Genomic DNA, 14,710 nt, shown 5'->3' on the forward strand with positions numbered 1-14,710 from the left:
TGGTGCTATTAACTGGTTTGTGACGCTTTCGGGGCCGCAAATTCGCCCGGCAGTGGGTGAATTGGGCTCTTTTTGGGGCCCTAATTGAGCATGAAGTATTTTCGCTCCCAGGCGAGGGTGTTGTGCTGGTAGTTGCGATAGCCGGGGCAGGTGCGGAAAGCCTGGCGCGTACACCATTCGTCAATGACCTGGATGGGGGGTCTGATGAGTTCGGCGAGTCAGGGGTCGAAGCAGAGGACTTCCCCGGCTTTTGATATGAGTCTGTAGGGGCATCTTTTGTTGGGGGGCATGGCGGGGTTCCTCCTATGAGCGATTTACATCGGGGTCATCGGCCTCCTGCCGGCCATGGGGTTGAAAATGGCGGCTCGTATGATCTGAAATATAGGGTCCCCGGCAGAAAATGGCGATAGTTTTGTGAGGGGGGTTATCGTATGAATATCAAATACTTAGAGCCGGAGGGCTCAGAGAGCGGCATGTTGCGGTCAGTCGGGTATCTCCATCTCGGGCTCGGCACCATCGAGGACGGCCTTCATCTTGAGGAGATCATCCATGACGACGCGCTTTTGGCTTGAGTTTCGTAGCAGATAGGCCGGGTGGTAGGTGGCCAGGGTGGTGATGCCCCGGTAGCGGCCAAATTTGCCGCGTAGCTTGCCTATCGGGGTATCGGTGTCGAAGAGAAACTGGGCGGCGAACTTGCCGAGGGCGACGATAATCTTGGGATTGATGATTTCTAGCTGTTTGTGGAGGTAGGGCTCGCAGCAGTCGATCTCGCCGGGCTCGGGGTTGCGGTTTTTTGGTGGCCTGCATTTGAGGACGTTGCAGATGTAGACATCGCTTCGCGGAATTTCGATGACGTTTTCGATCATTCGGGTGAGCATCTGCCCCGCCCGCCCGACGAAGGGAATACCTTGTTTGTCCTCGTCCCGGCCTGGTGCTTCGCCGACGAAAACGAGATCGGCGTTGGGGTTGCCGACGCCGAAGACAAGATTCGTTCGATCGTGGCCGAGTTGGCAGCGGGTGCAGCCTGCAATCGCCTCAGAGAGCGTATCGAGAGTCATTTTCTCATCGGGGTCGAAGGGCATAGGCGGGGTGTCTTTGTTGGCGAAATCTTTCTTGGGTGGCAATGTAGCCTCCTGGTCGGGCAGGGAGAGTGCCGGGGCCGACAGAACATCCTTACGCGGGACGGGCGGTGTAGCTTCGTCCGAGGTGCGTTGGATTGCAGAGTGTGTAGCGGAAGTTCTTATTGCGGCAACAGGTGGCCCCGGCTCGGCGATGGTGCCGTCGAACTCTCCCTGCCCGTATGAGGTTTCCGAATGAGTGGTTTCGTCGTCGAGCGCAACATAGCGCACTCCGGCGTCACGGAGGATGTTTAGATGCTCAAGGAGCGTCTGTGGTGCATTGTCAGGGGTGTTCATTGTGTTTCCTGGAACGGGCGCTGACTAATGGTTCCAGGTCAGAAGTAAGATTATGTATTTTTATCCCATATTCTGGAAAGTTTGTCTAGAATTTTTCCGGCGAGTAATCCTTTTTCCTGAAAGGGGAGCTCTTCCCCGCCCCCAGAGGGATTAAAGATAATGGCCCGGCTCGCGTCCGCACCCATAGCATCATCTTCGCCTGATACGTGGTTCGCAACGATGAAATCCAGCTTTTTGTCCTGAAGTTTCCGCAGGGCATTCGCTTTGAGGTCACCTGTTTCCGCCGCAAAGCCAACGAGGATGCGATTGCCCTTCGAGGCACCCATTTCGGCGAGAATATCGGTGGTGCGCTCAAGATGGAGGGTGGCCCCGCCTTCTTCTTTTTTTATTTTGTCATCGGTTGTCCGTGCGGGTCGGTAGTCCGCCACGGCGGCTGCCATGATGGCGGCGTCGGCTCCCTGCCAGGCTTCTAGTATTGCGGTGTGCATCTCTTGGGCAGATTCAATCCGTATGACTTTCACGCCGGGCGGATCGGGCAAGGAAACCGGCCCGCTCACGAGTGTGACCTCGGCCCCTCTGGCCAGAGCGGTCCGGGCGATGGCAAAGCCCATTTTTCCGCTGGAGCGATTTGAAAGATAGCGTACGGCGTCCCACCGCTCGCGGGTCGGGCCAGCCGAGACAACCAGGCGGCGGCCAGCGAGATCAGGCCGGGGTAGTAGAACCCGGTGAATTTCAGCCAATACGTCGGCGGGCTCGGGCATACGGCCCCGTCCCTCGCCTTCCTCGGGGCGGGCCATTCGGCCTACACCGGGCTCAATTACGATGTGGCCCCGAGATCGGAGGAGCCGAATATTGTCAATTACGGCGGGGCTGTTCCACATGCGGGGATTCATTGCGGGAGCGATGATGACCGGCGCACGGGCTGAGAGCAGAAGGGTTGAGAGAAAGTCATCGCCGTATCCGCGCGCGAATTTTGATATGGCGTTGGCGGTGGCAGGCGCGAGAACGATTTGGTCCGCAAGATCGGTAAGAGAGATATGCGGCATGTCTCCCGGATGGCGACCGCCTTGGATGGGAAACATTTTGTCGATGGGCGCTCTACCGGTGAGCACTTGGAAAGGCAGCGGTTGCACGAAAGACAGGGCGTTCCGAGTGAGGACGCACTGCACCTCGGCACCCTCAAGGGTTAGTTGGCGCGCCAGGTCAATGGACTTGTAGGAGGCGATTCCCCCTGTAACGGCAAGAACGACGAATTTACCCGCCAGTGGAGCGGGATGATGGTCTTCGCTCAAGGGCCCGTCTCCTCTTTGCCCAGGCGATAGGTTTCGATAATTTTTGCCAATTCCGCGTAAGCGACATCAATGACATCGTTAACGATAATGTGGTCGTATTCATCCCGATGGCCCATCTCTTTTTCGGCTATGGAAAGTCGTCGCTGGATAGATTCCTCGGTTTCAGTCTGACGGCCCTCGATTCGCTTTCTAAGCTCTTCGATAGATGGTGGCATGATGAAAATCATCACGATTTCGGGGCGACGTTGCTTTACCTGTAGCGCGCCCTGAACGTCCAAATCCATAATGACGTCGTCGCCATCCGCCATCCGCGCGTCTACGCTTGCGCTTGGGGTGCCGTAAAATTCACCGTGTACGGTGGCTGATTCAAGGAAATGATCTTCGCCGAGGGCTTTTTCGAATTCTTCATGAGAGAGGAAGAAATAATGGCGACCTTCTTCTTCATAGTCTCGGGGTGCGCGCGTGGTTGCACTGATGGAGTGCCAGGTATTGGGAATTTCCAAAATGGCTCTGTCGATTAGTGTTGATTTTCCGGCACCCGAGGGCGCGGATAATACAAAAAGATGGCCTTGCCGCATGATCACTCCGCGTTCTGCACCTGTTCGCGGATCTTTTCGAGGGCGCTTTTGAGGTCAACTGATTTTTGTGTGAGTGTTAGGTCCACTGATTTTGAGGCAATGGTGTTCGACTCGCGGTTCATCTCTTGAATCAGAAAGTCTAGTTTTCGACCTAAGGGTTCTCCCTGCTTAACGAGGGAGCGAAACTGTGAGATGTGGCTGGCGAGGCGGCTTAACTCCTCGTTGATATCCCCGCGCTCGGCTGCGAATATCAATTCCTGCTCGATGCGGCCCTCGTTCATCTCAACGCCCTCGGCAAGCTTGATGACGCGATCCCGCAAGCGCTCGGTAAGGGCTTTCTGTGCATCGGGGAGGTGTATTTTGACTTCACCGGCGAGACGCTCGACATCATCGAGGTGGTTGAGAATGTCACGCTCAAGCGCCTCTCCTTCGCGCCCTCTCATGTCGGCCAGGTTCGAAAGAGCGGAATCAAGGGCGCTCATCAGCGGCTCGCGTATTTCATCTGCGGCAAAAGCGGTGTCCGCGCTCTTTAGAGAGTCCTTGAAGCTGGTGAGAAGCGCCAGGTCCACTTCCCCTTTGATTCCCAATTCGTCTCGTAGGCTTTCGAGGGAGGTGACAAAGTTTTTTGCTGCGTTGATGTCAATTATCTGAGCGTTATTGTTTGATTCTTTGTAATGGATGAAAATGTCGAAACGACCGCGAGCAAAGCGTTTTTTGACTGCCTCTCTCACTTCGTTTTCGAGAGACAGGGTCCAGCGCGGGCCACGAACGGAGGACTCAAGGTAGCGATGATTGACGGATCGAGATTCGACCGAAAATACGGCGTCCCGGAAGGGGGCCTCACCTGCGCCATAGCCAGTCATACTGAAAATCATAGCTCAACTTCCCCTTTAAATTCGATATCAACCGTGTTTACAATAGGTTTCCGGCGGTCCTATGTCAATTCCGTCGGAAGTTATACGAAATATTTGGCCATGAGAATCGCGATAAATGGCCGTTAATGGCTTTCAACGGAATTCGATAGTAAAGAATTCCAGGAGTTAGTGATGGATATTTTTGTTTTACGGGCGATTTCTCATGAAATTAACGAGGAACTTGAAGGTGCCCGGATAAAGAGAATCATTCAGCCTGATAGGCGTACGCTGTTTTTAACGTGCGAGAGCACCCGTCGGCAGACTCATCGCCTTGTCTTGAGTGCAGATCCTACGCATTCCCGGATACATCTTACAGATGAGAATCCACAGGCTCCTGCCGTTCCGGCTGATTTTTGCCGCGTTCTCCGAAATTTTCTTGTTGGCGCGAGGATATCGCGAATCGCCACAGGCGAGCGCGAGCGGGCGGTTCAGATTACGGTTGAGAAAACTGACAGGAGCAACAAGCAAGCCTGGTATGCGCTGATGGCCGAAGTAATGGGTCGCTGGAGTAATATTGTCCTCGTGGATGCAGGTACAGGGTTAACTCTCGATGCTATTCGCCGAATATCCGCAGAGCAGAATCCAAGTCGGCCCATTGTCCGGGATGCGGCCTATGGGCTTCCCTCCGAGCAGGACAAATTGCGGTTTGAAGATTTGAACGAAAGCGTATTCCTGGGTCTTTTCAATGATGCGGGTATCCGGGCGGATGACGGACGCGGTATGAATCGCTGGTTGGTTCGATCTTTTGCAAGCGTTGGTCCCGAGGTGGCCTCGGAGATAGCGGCACGCTGGCAAGGTGGAGATGGGCAAATGCTATGGTGCGAATTTTACGGGCTGATGAAAGAGTTGTGGGATGGCAAGCCTCATCCTACAGTTATTTTAAACGAAAATGGTTCTCCGAAAACGCTAGTTGCTTTTATCCCTCGTGAAACGCCTTCCGAGAGATCCCTTTCTTTTGAAACGATGAATGAGGCTGCCAAGTATTTCTTTACAAAAAGAGTTTCGCCGGATGTATTTGCCGTTGAACGTGACGCCCTTGGACGAAAAATCGGCCGTCATTCCAGCCGATTAAAAAAAACCCTCGCGGCAATTGAACGGGATCTGGTCGAGAGTCGGGGCGCTGATGAAGAGCGTCTAAAGGGAGAACTCTTGCTTGAGAATTTGGGAAGCGTTCCTGAGAAAGCGTCGGCGTTCTTTTCGGAAATTGGGGGCAGGAAAATTGAAATTGCGCTCGATCCCAAGTACACGGTTTCGGAAAATGCCCAAAGATTTTTCAGGCGCTATAAGAAATTGCGCCGCCGGGCCGTGGTAGCCGAGCAGCGCGGTGCGGCTGTTCGGGAAAAAGCGGTTTTTCTGGACGGGCTTTCATTCGAATTGGAGGAAGCTAGCTCGCCAGGCGATTTGGAAACAGCGCGAGCTGCGCTGCTGGCAGGCGGTTTCCAGGAAAAGCGTTCTCGCAGGGAAGGAGAAGGGTCTACTGTCGTGGGCCGCCGTGCAGGGGAAAAATCTAAAGGTCGGCGCTGGCGGCGGTTTGATGCTACCGATGGTTGGCAAATTTATGTGGGCAAAAATGCGATGGGAAACGACGCGCTCATGCGTGAAGTCGGGCACGAGGGAGATTTATGGTTCCATGCCCAAGGTGTTCCCGGGAGCCATGTCATTCTTCGTACTTTAGTGGGTCGGGCCGAGAATGTAGCACCTGAGGAGGCTGTTCTTCAGGCGGCCTCTCTTGCCGCGTACCATAGTAAAGGTCGCGGGGGAGGACGGGTGAATGTGGCATGCGTTCCCTTCCAGAAAGTGAAGCGCCCTCGCGGGGCACCACCTGGCCTTGTGCACATTACCGGGCAGCGCACCGTTGCCGCCTCGCCGGACGAGGCGACATCTATCATGGCGTTGTTGGATGAAATTGAGTGAGGTTTAGCCAAATAGGGCTTAGATGAATCTTGCCAGCACCTGATTGGCGAGTAGCGTGCCACGCGGGGTGAGGCGAATTGTTCGATTATCATGCTCAAGAAGTTTTTTGTCGATTAATTCCGTGAACACTTCACCGAATTTCTCTTCAGGATCTGCGCCGCATCTAGAGGCGATGTCGCCTAGTGAAACTCCCTCCTTTAGCCGAAGACCGAGCATGAGCGCCTCGCCGATGGCTTTATTCGGATCTGTGACATCTTCTCCGCCCACCTCCGGATCGTCTTTGGATTCGATGTAGTGATCGGGTCGGGCGATGTTCCAGATGCGTTTTCCAGCGATGAGTGAGTGTGCACCTGCACCCAAGCCGAGATAGTCTCCCCTGAGCCAGTAGTTAAGGTTATGCCTGCATCTAAAGCCCTTGCGGGCGAAATTGCTAATCTCGTAGCGCTCGTACCCCGCTGCCGACAGCAGGCGGTCCCGCATCTCCCACATTTCGAGTGCGGTGTCCTCGTCGGGAAGGCCGGCGAGCTCTCCCCTGCCGTGAAGCGCCCCGAAGTTGGTGCCTGGCTCGATGGTGAGTTCGTAGGCGGAGATGTGTTCCGGGCCGAGGGCCAGGGCGCTCTCGACATCTGCGGTGGCCTGGGCAAGAGATTGAAACGGTGTTCCGAACATCAGATCGAGAGAGACATTTGAAAATCCGGCACGGCGAGTCGAATGGAAAGCCTCGCGGGCCTCATTTCCCGTGTGGACGCGCTCAAGGCGACTGAGTATTTCATCGTTGAATGACTGCATCCCAATGCTGATGCGATTGAACCCTGCTCCTCGGAGGGCCTCGAAGCGCTCGCACTCCGCCGCACCAGGATTCGCCTCTAGGGTGATTTCGGCCTCGGGGGAGAGTTTGAATGTGTCTTGAATTGTTTCAAGTATGCGGATGGTTTCAGGTTCAGGAAAAAGCGATGGGGTGCCGCCGCCGAAAAAGACCGTATCGACGGCGGTGCCAGCTAGGCCTAGACGCTCTGCTCTGCACTCGATCTCCCGGATAAGCGATGTCCCATAGGTGGTGGCCCAATTCTCGTCCACGTGTCCCATGTTTAGCAGTTTGTCCACTGCGTATGAATTGAAGTCGCAATACCCGCATTTATGGATGCAGAAAGGGATATGGATATAAAGGGATAGTTGTTTCGGCTCTTTCATATCGCGTGTCCGGTCATGTTGTTAAGGATTAATTCTCCTTGGTAAGATAGGGGACCACTAACAAGGAAGGGGTCCACCGTTGCCGATTCGGAATCTTACCACCGAGGAGCGTTATCAGGGCATCCTGCGCATCGACAGGGTGTTGAACTCAAGTCTCGATCTTGACGTGGTGCTCGGTCGTGTTGCAACCGAGCTAAAGGCTATTTTACCTCTCGACCACGTTGCCCTGCTCTTAATTAACTCTGATGAAAAAAGCTACACCTGGGCCAATATCACCTCGGGCGGAGAGGAGGGGGTGGATCTTCCGGACAAAGATATCCCCCTTGAGGGCGGAACGCTCGGCTGGTTTATCGAGCATCGATCTGAGGTGCCTTATGTAATTTATCAGGATCTTCTTCGGGAGCGCCCGTTTGCCGAGGATGAAATTGTTTTCCAGCGCGGCATTCGGAGTGGTGTGCGCGTTCCTCTTATTATCGAGGATGAGGTGTTTGGAGAACTCGCGGTGGCGAGTTTTGAGCCTAATTGTTTTACCGAGGAGATGGCTCAATTTCTCTCCGATGTTGCGCCGCACATTGCTACGGCTGTGGCGAACGCCCGGGCGTATGCCACGCTTCAGGCCAGCCAGGAAAATCTTCATAAAGAGGCTCTTTTGCTTCGGAGCGAGTTGAAGTTTTTCTCGGAGACAGATTTTGTGGGCTCAAGCCGGGGGATGGCCGATCTTAAGGATATGATACGGCGGGTGGCCCAGACCGAAGTGACGGTGCTTATTCTGGGCGAGACAGGAACGGGAAAAGAACTAGTGGCTCATGCCATACATAATTTGAGTGCGCGGCGCGAAAAGTTGATGGTGAAAGTAAATTGCGCGGCGCTTCAGGACACGCTTTTGCTAAGTGAGTTGTTTGGCCACGAAAAGGGGTCTTTCACTGGTGCGGTGGAAAGGAAGATCGGTCGGTTCGAGCTGGCCCACCAGGGCACTATTTTTCTTGACGAAATTGGCGAGTTACCGATGGAGGCTCAAGTTAAGGTGCTCCGGGTGATGCAGGAGCGTGAATTTGAGCGTGTAGGGGGGACGCGGACTATTCAGGCCGATACCCGGATCGTTACTGCTACGAACCGTGATTTGGAGGCGGAGGTTGAGAACGGTCGATTCCGGCAAGATTTGTTTTTCCGCCTTAACGTTATACCAATCCGGGTGCCTCCGCTGAGGGAGAGAAAAGAAGATATCCTAGATTTGGTTGAGCATTTTGTTCGAAAATATGGGCCCGGAATGAACCGGCTCATCAAGAGAATAGATCCGAGGGCAATGGAGCGGCTGATGCGCTACGATTGGCCGGGAAATGTGCGTGAGCTGGAAAATGTTGTGGAGCGCGGGTTGGTCCTGGGTTCGGGAGATACCTTGCGTTTTAATAAACAATTATTGGGAGATCCTCAGGCAGCCCGCCCCGATACTGAGGAATTTTCCACGATGGAAGGGCATGAGCGAAGTTATATTTTAAAAGTACTTGAACGAACGGGCGGAGTTGTCTCGGGTGAAAAGGGGGCGGCAAAGATACTGGACATGAAACCAACAACGCTTCAAAGCAGGATGAAAAAATTGGGGATAAAGCCTCAGAAAAGCTACGGCGTTGTGGAAGATGTGGCTGGCTAGTTGCTCATGATGCTTTTTTAAAGTTTGGAAATTTAGGTCCGTTTTCAAATTTGTTCATAGAGATATTTTCCTCCGCTTCAAGAGTGGCACTGAACGCTTTTACAATTTCAGGGTCGTTTGCCATGGCGATGGCCTCTAGTCTGTCTTGATTCGTTTTTCTGATTTTTTGAGCCAAGTCAGATTTTTTTTGAAATATACTGAAGCCGAATAGCCATTTTCGTTTTTGGGTTGTCAGGTATGGCCGTGAGGACTTTGCTAACTTCATCGTATTTTCCCTCCAAATAGAAATAATATTTTCCAACGCAATAGAAATTTAACCCCAGGCTCGTCGCTCTGGCAGTGACCCGGGTTACTAACCCAGACGATTGAGGCGGTCTGGAGTGCTCAGCTACTGCCTGTGTGGTGGATGAGGGAATTGTGTGCATTCCGCTTCTGCGGATTGGGTGGCGCCCAGATGTATAGCGCCCCTGGTCTTGATGAGTCACAGAAGAGTGCGTTTTACGAAGAGCATAGAAAACGCAAATGTCGCGAAATGACGATATGTCGTAATATCTCCTGGCGGTTCAGCCTGGAAACTCTCGCCACAAACCGTGTAAATAATTGAATAATAAAGACATATATCCGAACGTGTATTTGGCACCCAAGTTGCAATTTAGGGGGTTGAGTAACAATTAGCTCCCAAATCCGTTTTGGGGATATGTTAGCGCCGGATCGAGATATTCGCTAGCCCAGATGAAACGGATAAGAGCTCTAGAAAGATACCGAACTGGCAAGGAGGAGATTGAACTATGTCGTATTTAGAATTTTTTATTATGGCGATGCTCGCTCCAATAGCGGTGTGGGCGGCCCTTTTGGCAATGATGGCACGAGAGGCGGGAGCGGCGAGGCATCGCTCGCCCGTAACTTCAGTTGCTGTGATGTCTGCCTCGCGTGGAGATTATGTTCTTGATGGGATTGAGGCGGCACACGCTGAAACTCGTCGTGTAAATGCTCTTTATGAGGAAGACTTTAACTATCACCGAGCCGCTTAAGACTTGATGGAGGTATGACTCATGGAATTTTTGGGTCTGATTGTATTTGTTTCAATTTTTACAATGGAGTTTTTTGTTGCCTATGAGGTGGATGATGAGCCCCAAAGGTTGATTGAGGTAAGGCGGCACTCGGATTGGAGTGGTCTTGTACCTCTGATTTGAAAATTAGGTTGTTCTGAAAATTTGACTCTGTTCATAAATCGGGAGTCAACTAAAGGAGAAAGAGATGCAATCAAAAGTTCTGATACCATTGGATGGTTCTGAGAGCGCAGAGTTGGCAGTAGAAGAGGCCCTTGAATTGTCCTCTGCCTGGAAGTCTGTACATTTGATTCTGGTCGATAGTTCGCCCTATCAGGCCCGACAGCTGGAGGGTTACACCATCTATGCTGATCAGTATGCTGAAATTCGAAAGCAGTCGGGAATGGCCTATCTTCAGCCGTTTAAAGAAAGGCTTGAGGCTGTAGGCCTTGAGGTAAGTACTTCGGTTGTTTTTGGCGATCCCGTTCAGGTTATCGTTAAATCAGCTCATAAGAATAATTCTGAACTTCTAATTATCGGTGAAAGTGGAAGCAGTTGGTTTGAGCGCCACGCCGGTTTGAGTAAATATGCGCCCCGATTGTCTCGTCAACTCGAAGCTGCTGTTATCACGGTTCAGGGCAACAAAAAGAAAGTTAAAGCAGCGGCCTGACAATAATAGAGATAAAGTGGTTAAGCGGCCTCATTCTGAGGCCGCTTTTTTTATTTAATAGAATATCTGCAAGGAGAAAACGAAATAATAATCGTATCTGGTTTGAATTTTAAGGGTTTGTGCTGTTAATTCGGGATATTCTTAATCTTATATCGCTTTGCTCGCTGTGTTTAATATTTCTTTTGATTGTTATGATGGAATCATATCGAATTTGAAGGGAATTTAAATTGCGACTAATTATTTTATGTCGGGATGAATCCTTGCATGGGGTTCGCCGCATCGCAGAGGAGGCGCGTCGACGACGTCATCGGGTTCGGATACTCGATCCTTATCGGTTTCTTCTTAAGATTGACGGCGATGTGCTCTCTCTCGACTTTAAGGGTAGGCCTTTCTCGGGTGGGGATGTTTTCATGGCCCGCCTCGGCGCTGGAATTTCTGATCATTCCCTCGCCCTTGTCCATCATTTTGTGATGGCCGGAAATCTTGTAATCAATTCTGCTGATGCACTTGAAAATTCCCGAGATAAACTCCGCACGGCACAATTATTGGCCCGAGCCGGACTGCCTGCGCCACGTACTGCGTTCGCACCTGATCCGGATTATCTGATTCGCGCTTTTAAAGCTGTGGGAGGACCGCCTGTAGTGATGAAATTACCTCGCAGCACACAGGGGCGCGGTGTCATGTTTGCCGATAGCTGTAAGGAGGCGCAGTCCATTGCAGATACAATGTGGGCTCTTGAGCGAGATGTCATCGTTCAGGAATTTATTGATTCTGCAAAAGGGTCGGATTTGCGAATTATTGTAGTCGGGGGAATGGCGATTGGCGCAGTTCGCCGGCGAGCCTCGAAAGAGGAGTTCCGCTCTAATCTCCACCGAGGGGGATCAACCCGCCGTGCCCGTCTGACGAAGGAGGAGGCGAGCCTGGCTGAAAACGCAGCGGCTGTGTGTGGATTAGATATCGCCGGAGTTGATTTGCTCGAGGCAGATGAAGGACTCAAGGTGCTTGAAGTTAACGCTGCTCCTGGATTTGAGGGGTTCGAGCGAGCTGGTGGGCTCAATGTGCCTTCCCGAATTGTCGAATATTTAGAAATGCGATGGCGGGACTGGCGGGGCGATTTAAAAAAATGAGAATTGCGGGGCTCGGGTCACAGCCCCTATAATTTAAACCTTGTTTGAGACCGGATTTAAAAAATTACGAAACAATCTGGACGCGTACCTGGGAGATATATTTAAATGGCCGATATAGAAGCAATTTGCTCGGGGGCTCGTCATGCGGCGCTTGTGCTGGCCCCCATGTCATTAAAAGAGCGAAATGATGCTCTTGAGGCCATGGCATTTGCGATTGAGGCCAAGTCGGCCAAAATTTTGGAAGCCAACGCCGCCGATCTTAAGGCAGCTGAAGCGGCCCTTGCCTCTGGGGAAATGTCCCAATCAGTATTTAAACGCTTGGCACTTAACGAGGCTAAAATTGGCGAGATGGCGCGAGGTATCCGAGCTGTTGCTGCTCTTTCCGACCCCTTGGGAAGCATTAGCTACGCTACGCTTTTGGATGATGGGCTTCGTCTTGTCAGGGTGGGTTGCCCGCTTGGTGTGATCGCCGCAATTTTTGAATCTCGACCCGATGCTTTGGTTCAAATAGCGTCGCTTTGTGTTAAGTCTGGAAACGTGGCTATCTTGAAGGGTGGTCGGGAGGCAATCCATAGCAATAGGAAGCTAACCGAAGTCCTGCGCCAGGCAATTTCGAAAGCGGGAAATATTCCCGCAGATGCGATTCAGCAGGTCGAGGCACGTGAAGATATTGCCGCTCTTTTGTCTCGTGATGACTCAATCGATCTGATTATCCCTCGTGGCAGCAATGAATTTGTGGCACACATCAAGGAGCATTCTCGTATACCTGTTCTCGGGCATGCCGACGGTATTTGTCACATTTATGTGGACAAAGCAGCCGATATCGAAATGGCGATTAACCTGGCCGTGGATTCAAAAACACAATATGTTGCTGTATGTAATGCTATCGAGACGATGCTTGTTCATCGGGACGTTGCGCTGGATTTTCTGCCCCGGGTAGCTGAGGCCCTAATGGCGAGGGGAGTGGAAGTCCGGGGCTGCGAGCTGACGCGGAAGATACTGCCCGAAGCCGTTGTGGCCAAGGAGTTGGACTGGAAAAGCGAATATCTCGATCTGATACTTTCGATCCGTGTGGTGGCGGGTCCAGAGGACGCCATAGCCCATATAAATAATTATGGTTCGCGCCATACCGAAGCTATTGTAACCAAAGACGAGGGGATTGCCCGGTTGTTTCTTGATCGCGTAGATGCAGCGAGTGTCATGTGGAACGCATCGACGCGCTTTGCCGATGGATACCGTTTCGGACTGGGCGCCGAGGTGGGAATTGCCACCGATAAAATCCATGCGCGTGGTCCGGTGGGTCTCGAAGGTCTGACCATCTACAAATATCAGCTTATAGGCGATGGCCATGTCGTTTCAGATTACTCGGGAGAAAATGCCAAGCCTTTCCTCCATCGCCCTCTTCCACTTGGCGATGAAGCCCAATAATCAGGAAGCCGACCCGAATGAATAAAATTCTTATGGCACTATTTAGCCTGGGCGCAATTGCGCTTTTGATCACTCTTTATATTTTTCGCCAGGGTGGGATGACCACCTCTCCTGAGGGCTTGGCAAAATTAACATCCCCTATTTTGTTCCAGCAGGCGTGTTCCCAGTGCCACGGCAAAAACGGCGAAGGTGTGAAAAGTCTCACCCCGCCGCTCAAGGGCCGTGGCCTACCAATGGCCTACGTTAGATTACAAATTTATAAAGGAAGTCAGAAAATGCCGGCGTTTCCATTTATTAAGGGCGAAACGCTGGATCGGTTGGCGAAATATGTCACAGAGTTAAAGTAGGTGTTATTTCTTTCAAACTAAAGGGAGATTTTGAAATGCAGAAAATCATACTTAAGTTGAAAGTTTTCCCCCTACTCATATTTCTATTTGTTCTTGCGCAGCCCCCCGTCACGATAGCCGCAGAATTGTACTTCGTTGATGCACATAGCCAGATGGATGATGGTGTCGATCAAAAAACGGTCATTAAATTAATGGATCAAGGCGGCGTTTATCGGACTATTCTAGCCGCCCGGCAAGGCAGAAGTCCTAAGGATGTCATTAAATTCAATAGTGCCTACCCTGAGAGAATCATTCCTTCAGTTACAACCAAAAAATGGGGTTATGCTCAACCGTTAGAATCTCGTCATAAAAAATATTATAGAGCTCTCAGGAATCAGTTAAAATCCGGTAGATTTAGGGCAATGGCTGAAGTTTTGATGTGGCATGACGGTTGTCCAAACGATAAATGCCCCTCGATTATTGTGCGCGCCAATGACAAAAGGGTGCGGGCCGCGCTGAAGGGCGCTCTGGCCAATGAATGGCCGTTTGTTGTTCATATCGAATTTGGCAGTCTCCCAGGTTCTTCGTTCAAAAACTTTATGGATGACTTAAAAGGGATGCTCGATGCAAATCCAGATCATCCTTTTTCCCTGATTCACATGGGCCAACTTGAACACGCCGAAGTCCAAAAATTAATCAAAGCCCATAAAAATATTTATTTTCTGGCCGCGCACGCTAATCCATTCGCCGTTGCCGCAGCCAAGGGTATTAAGCCATGGGTCGATTTGTTCGAGGAGAAAAAATTTGCTCCCCCTTGGCGAAAGCTCATTCTTGAACATCCCGACCGCTTCATATTCGCCCTAGATAACGTCTGGGGTGAGAAGCATTGGGTCACCGATATGTATATGTCCCAGATCAATATTTGGCGAAGCGCCCTATCAGATCTACCGGAAAATGTGGCCAATGCCGTCGCACACGGCAATGCCGAGCGTCTATGGAAAATCTCGCCCAAACCTTGAAATATTTAGTTTAAAAGATTTTGATGGCCAGAATTATGTCGAAATTGTGATGACGATGGCCGATTGTCCCCGATGAAAAGAGTCACCCTTCGCTTTGCCCGGCGTGCCGGACGGCAACCATAAAGAAAATAAATCCAAA

The 14,710-nt window shown here is 51.6% G+C and carries 14 protein-coding genes; 8 read left to right on the forward strand and 6 right to left on the reverse strand.

What is annotated here, in order from left to right:
* Positions 1-482 precede the first annotated feature (482 nt).
* The 4 genes from HOJ95_06125 to HOJ95_06140 form a co-directional block, all read right to left on the reverse strand.
* The gene (locus HOJ95_06125) at positions 483-1,082 is read right to left on the reverse strand and encodes a uracil-DNA glycosylase (GenBank protein MBT6394260.1); all 600 of its coding nucleotides are present in this window, start codon (positions 1,080-1,082) and stop codon (positions 483-485) included.
* Between the two features lie 383 nt (positions 1,083-1,465).
* Positions 1,466-2,707 carry a bifunctional phosphopantothenoylcysteine decarboxylase/phosphopantothenate--cysteine ligase CoaBC gene (coaBC, locus tag HOJ95_06130; GenBank protein MBT6394261.1) on the reverse strand — a complete coding sequence of 414 codons (1,242 nt, stop codon included), beginning with the start codon at positions 2,705-2,707 and terminating at the stop codon, positions 1,466-1,468.
* Positions 2,704-3,285: a guanylate kinase gene (gene gmk / locus HOJ95_06135; GenBank protein ID MBT6394262.1), complete on the reverse strand. Its 582-nt coding sequence runs from the start codon at positions 3,283-3,285 to the stop codon at positions 2,704-2,706. The genes coaBC and gmk overlap by 4 nt, the downstream gene beginning before the upstream one ends.
* Before the next feature lie 2 nt (positions 3,286-3,287).
* Positions 3,288-4,160 (reverse strand): YicC family protein, encoded by an 873-nt coding sequence (locus HOJ95_06140; protein ID MBT6394263.1) that lies wholly within the window; start codon positions 4,158-4,160, stop codon positions 3,288-3,290.
* A gap of 171 nt (positions 4,161-4,331) precedes the next feature.
* On the opposite strand from HOJ95_06140, the gene HOJ95_06145 reads away from it, so the two are divergent.
* Positions 4,332-6,113 carry a fibronectin/fibrinogen-binding protein gene (locus tag HOJ95_06145; protein ID MBT6394264.1) on the forward strand — a complete coding sequence of 594 codons (1,782 nt, stop codon included), beginning with the start codon at positions 4,332-4,334 and terminating at the stop codon, positions 6,111-6,113.
* An 18-nt stretch (positions 6,114-6,131) separates the two neighbouring features.
* Here HOJ95_06145 and hemW read toward each other — a convergent pair whose 3' ends face one another.
* The gene (gene hemW, locus HOJ95_06150; protein MBT6394265.1) at positions 6,132-7,304 is read right to left on the reverse strand and encodes a radical SAM family heme chaperone HemW; all 1,173 of its coding nucleotides are present in this window, start codon (positions 7,302-7,304) and stop codon (positions 6,132-6,134) included.
* A 79-nt stretch (positions 7,305-7,383) separates the two neighbouring features.
* On the opposite strand from hemW, the gene HOJ95_06155 reads away from it, so the two are divergent.
* Entirely contained in the window at positions 7,384-8,952 is a 1,569-nt protein-coding gene (locus HOJ95_06155; protein MBT6394266.1) for a sigma 54-interacting transcriptional regulator, read from the forward strand.
* Positions 8,953-8,956: 4 nt separating this feature from the next.
* Here HOJ95_06155 and HOJ95_06160 read toward each other — a convergent pair whose 3' ends face one another.
* Entirely contained in the window at positions 8,957-9,217 is a 261-nt protein-coding gene (locus HOJ95_06160) for a hypothetical protein (protein MBT6394267.1), read from the reverse strand.
* 523 nt (positions 9,218-9,740) lie between these two features.
* On the opposite strand from HOJ95_06160, the gene HOJ95_06165 reads away from it, so the two are divergent.
* The 6 genes from HOJ95_06165 (at position 9,741) to HOJ95_06190 (ending at position 14,571) form a co-directional block, all read left to right on the forward strand.
* Entirely contained in the window at positions 9,741-9,983 is a 243-nt protein-coding gene (locus tag HOJ95_06165) for a hypothetical protein (GenBank protein ID MBT6394268.1), read from the forward strand.
* Positions 9,984-10,209: 226 nt separating this feature from the next.
* Positions 10,210-10,671, forward strand: a complete 462-nt coding sequence (locus HOJ95_06170; GenBank protein ID MBT6394269.1) for a universal stress protein — start codon at positions 10,210-10,212, stop codon at positions 10,669-10,671.
* Positions 10,672-10,898: 227 nt separating this feature from the next.
* Positions 10,899-11,798, forward strand: coding sequence for a RimK family alpha-L-glutamate ligase (locus HOJ95_06175; GenBank protein MBT6394270.1), 900 nt, complete (start codon positions 10,899-10,901; stop codon positions 11,796-11,798).
* Positions 11,799-11,903: 105 nt separating this feature from the next.
* Positions 11,904-13,226, forward strand: a complete 1,323-nt coding sequence (locus tag HOJ95_06180; GenBank protein MBT6394271.1) for a glutamate-5-semialdehyde dehydrogenase — start codon at positions 11,904-11,906, stop codon at positions 13,224-13,226.
* 17 nt (positions 13,227-13,243) lie between these two features.
* Positions 13,244-13,573: a cytochrome c gene (locus tag HOJ95_06185; GenBank protein ID MBT6394272.1), complete on the forward strand. Its 330-nt coding sequence runs from the start codon at positions 13,244-13,246 to the stop codon at positions 13,571-13,573.
* Positions 13,574-13,608: 35 nt separating this feature from the next.
* Positions 13,609-14,571 (forward strand): amidohydrolase family protein, encoded by a 963-nt coding sequence (locus HOJ95_06190; protein MBT6394273.1) that lies wholly within the window; start codon positions 13,609-13,611, stop codon positions 14,569-14,571.
* Positions 14,572-14,710 lie beyond the last annotated feature (139 nt).

Source organism: Nitrospinaceae bacterium (genome assembly GCA_018669005.1).
Classification (GTDB): Bacteria; UBA8248; UBA8248; order UBA8248; family UBA8248; genus UBA8248.

Excerpts from the sequence above, each read along its gene's own strand:
- HOJ95_06125 (MBT6394260.1), bottom strand. The coding sequence starts at position 1,082 with ATGCCCTTCGACCCCGATGAGAAAATGACTCTCGATACGCTCTCTGAG.
- gmk (MBT6394262.1), bottom strand. The coding sequence starts at position 3,285 with ATGCGGCAAGGCCATCTTTTTGTATTATCCGCGCCCTCGGGTGCCGGA.
- HOJ95_06140 (MBT6394263.1), bottom strand. The coding sequence starts at position 4,160 with ATGATTTTCAGTATGACTGGCTATGGCGCAGGTGAGGCCCCCTTCCGG.
- HOJ95_06145 (MBT6394264.1), top strand. The coding sequence starts at position 4,332 with ATGGATATTTTTGTTTTACGGGCGATTTCTCATGAAATTAACGAGGAA.
- hemW (MBT6394265.1), bottom strand. The coding sequence starts at position 7,304 with ATGAAAGAGCCGAAACAACTATCCCTTTATATCCATATCCCTTTCTGC.
- HOJ95_06160 (MBT6394267.1), bottom strand. The coding sequence starts at position 9,217 with ATGAAGTTAGCAAAGTCCTCACGGCCATACCTGACAACCCAAAAACGA.
- HOJ95_06165 (MBT6394268.1), top strand. The coding sequence starts at position 9,741 with ATGTCGTATTTAGAATTTTTTATTATGGCGATGCTCGCTCCAATAGCG.
- HOJ95_06170 (MBT6394269.1), top strand. The coding sequence starts at position 10,210 with ATGCAATCAAAAGTTCTGATACCATTGGATGGTTCTGAGAGCGCAGAG.
- HOJ95_06180 (MBT6394271.1), top strand. The coding sequence starts at position 11,904 with ATGGCCGATATAGAAGCAATTTGCTCGGGGGCTCGTCATGCGGCGCTT.
- HOJ95_06185 (MBT6394272.1), top strand. The coding sequence starts at position 13,244 with ATGAATAAAATTCTTATGGCACTATTTAGCCTGGGCGCAATTGCGCTT.
- HOJ95_06190 (MBT6394273.1), top strand. The coding sequence starts at position 13,609 with ATGCAGAAAATCATACTTAAGTTGAAAGTTTTCCCCCTACTCATATTT.